A 2,381-nucleotide genomic window follows, 5' to 3' on the forward strand; every position below is an offset into this window, starting at 1 on the left:
ACGCTGGCCGGGCTGTGCGAGCCCACCGACACCACCATCGGCCCGGACGCCACGCTGAACGAGGCCAGCGACAAGTTCGCCGAGACCGGCACGCGTTACCTGTATGTGGTCGGGGCCAATGGCTGCCTGCTGGGTGCGCTGTCGATCCACGCCGTGCAGCGCGCACTGCGCGAGCAGCCGGGTGCCGACCTGTTCGCCTTGTGCGAACGCGACTTTCCCACGCTCACCCCCGAGTCGCATCTGCCCGACGCGCTGCAGCTGTTCACCCATCACGCGCTCAACCGCATTCCCGTGATCCGCGATATCGCCGGGCGCGAGCTGATGGGCACGGTCTCCAAGCGGCGTGTGCTGCAGGAAGCATCCGGGCTCTTCTAGGCCAGTGCGGCCAGCGGGCGAACGGGTAGAATGGCGGGTTGCCCGGCCCGCGCCGCGCACACTGCCCGCCCCGCGGCACGATGCGCGTAGACTGGCCGGTACGCTGCTTGCCGCCCACGCCGCTTGCCGTCCGGGGCGCCGGCGCAGCCGGGCAAGCTGCATCGCCCCCGATTCCCGAACCGTTTTCGCCGGAGCCTCCATGCCAGCCAACCGTGCCGCGCGCCCTGCCCTGCTCGCCCGGGCCACCCTGCTAGCCGCATCGCTCGCCTTGGGCGCGGCGCTGCTGCCGGCAACGGCGCAGGCCCAGCAGTTGCTGCGCGTGATTCCGGCCGACGCGGCCAAGGCAAGACTGGTGCTCGCCGCGCCGTCGGCAGGCACGCCGCAGTCGGCAACGCTGGACGGCAAGGCCGTTGGCGTGGCACCCGGGCTGCGCCTGTTCGGCACCGACAACCAGTTGCTGGCCATCGGCGCGGTGGCAGGCCAGAAACTGCCGGTGCGCTACAAGCTCGACCTCTACGGCCAGTTGCTGACGGCCTGGGTGCTGAGCGAGCAGGAACAGAAGGCAGCCCAATGATCGTCGTCCGCGCCATGGCAACCCGCCCTGGCACCGGACGGTTTTAGTCCCCCAAACCCTGATGCCCCCAGGTCAACCACTGAGATCGGCACCATGAAAAAAGTCTTCGTCAAAACCTACGGCTGTCAGATGAACGAGTACGACTCGGACAAGATGGTCGACGTGCTCCACGCCAGCGAAGGCCTGGAAAAGACAGACAACCCCGAAGATGCGGACGTGATCCTCTTCAACACCTGCTCGGTACGCGAGAAGGCGCAGGAGAAGGTGTTCTCCGAACTCGGCCGCATGAAAGCGCTCAAGGCGCTCAAGCCGGACCTGGTGATCGGCGTGGGCGGCTGCGTGGCGAGCCAGGAAGGCGCGGCCATCGTCAAGCGCGCGCCCTATGTCGACGTGGTGTTCGGCCCGCAGACGCTGCACCGCCTGCCCGACATGATCAGCCGCCGCCGCCAGACCGGCCATTCGCAGGTGGACATCTCCTTCCCCGAGATCGAGAAGTTCGACCACCTGCCGCCGGCGCGCGTGGAAGGCCCGAGCGCCTTCGTCTCCATCATGGAAGGTTGCTCCAAGTACTGCAGCTACTGCGTGGTGCCCTACACCCGCGGCGAAGAAGTCTCGCGCCCGTTCGAGGACGTGCTGGCGGAAATCGCCGGGCTGGCCGGACAGGGCGTGCGCGAAGTCACGCTGCTGGGGCAGAACGTCAATGCGTATCGCGGCGCCATGGGCGGCACCAGCGAGATCGCCGACTTCGCGCTGCTGATCGAATACGTGGCCGAGATCCCCGGCATCGAGCGCATCCGCTACACCACCAGCCACCCCAAGGAATTCACGCCGCGCCTGATCGAAATGTACGAGCGCTGCCCGAAGCTGGTCAACCACCTGCACCTGCCGGTGCAGCATGCGTCGGACCGCATCCTGATGGCGATGAAGCGCGGCTACAGCGTGCTGGAATACAAGAGCATCATCCGCAAGTTGCGCGCGCTGCGCCCGGACATGTCGCTGTCGTCCGACTTCATCATCGGCTTCCCTGGCGAGACCGAAGCGGACTTCGAAAAGCTGATGGCCATGATCGAGGAGATCGGCTACGACACCTCCTTCTCCTTTATCTTCAGCCCGCGCCCCGGCACGCCGGCGGCCAACCTGGCCGACGACACGCCGCAGGAGATCAAGCTGCGGCGCCTGCAGCGCCTGCAGGCCACCATCGAGGAAAACGTGCAGCGCATCAGCCATGGCATGGTCGGCACGGTGCAGCGCATCCTGGTGGAAGGCCCGGCGCGCAAGGACCCCACCGAGCTGCACGGCCGCACGGAGAACAACCGCGTGGTGAACTTCGCCCTGCCGGGCGTGCCCCAGGCCAGCCGCGACCGCCTGGTCGGCGAGATGGTGGATGTGGCCATCACCGAAGCCTTCCCGCACTCGCTGCGCGGCGAGATCG

At 67.5% G+C, this 2,381-nt stretch carries 3 protein-coding genes; all 3 read left to right on the forward strand.

Going from position 1 to position 2,381, the window contains the following annotated elements:
- On the forward strand, positions 1-375 hold a 375-nt coding region (locus P3W85_RS02565; protein ID WP_276263618.1), incomplete at its 5' end, for a CBS domain-containing protein.
- 199 nt (positions 376-574) lie between these two features.
- Entirely contained in the window at positions 575-949 is a 375-nt protein-coding gene (locus tag P3W85_RS02570; RefSeq protein ID WP_276263619.1) for a hypothetical protein, read from the forward strand.
- A gap of 93 nt (positions 950-1,042) precedes the next feature.
- Positions 1,043-2,381, forward strand: a 1,339-nt coding sequence (gene miaB / locus P3W85_RS02575) for a tRNA (N6-isopentenyl adenosine(37)-C2)-methylthiotransferase MiaB (RefSeq protein WP_276263620.1), incomplete at its 3' end; no start/stop codon positions are given.

Source organism: Cupriavidus basilensis, from assembly GCF_029335485.1.
GTDB lineage: Bacteria > Pseudomonadota > Gammaproteobacteria > Burkholderiales > Burkholderiaceae > Cupriavidus > Cupriavidus basilensis_E.

What these genes read in the sequence shown, in the direction of transcription:
- P3W85_RS02570 (WP_276263619.1), top strand. Translation starts at nt 575, where the DNA reads ATGCCAGCCAACCGTGCCGCGCGCCCTGCCCTGCTCGCCCGGGCCACC.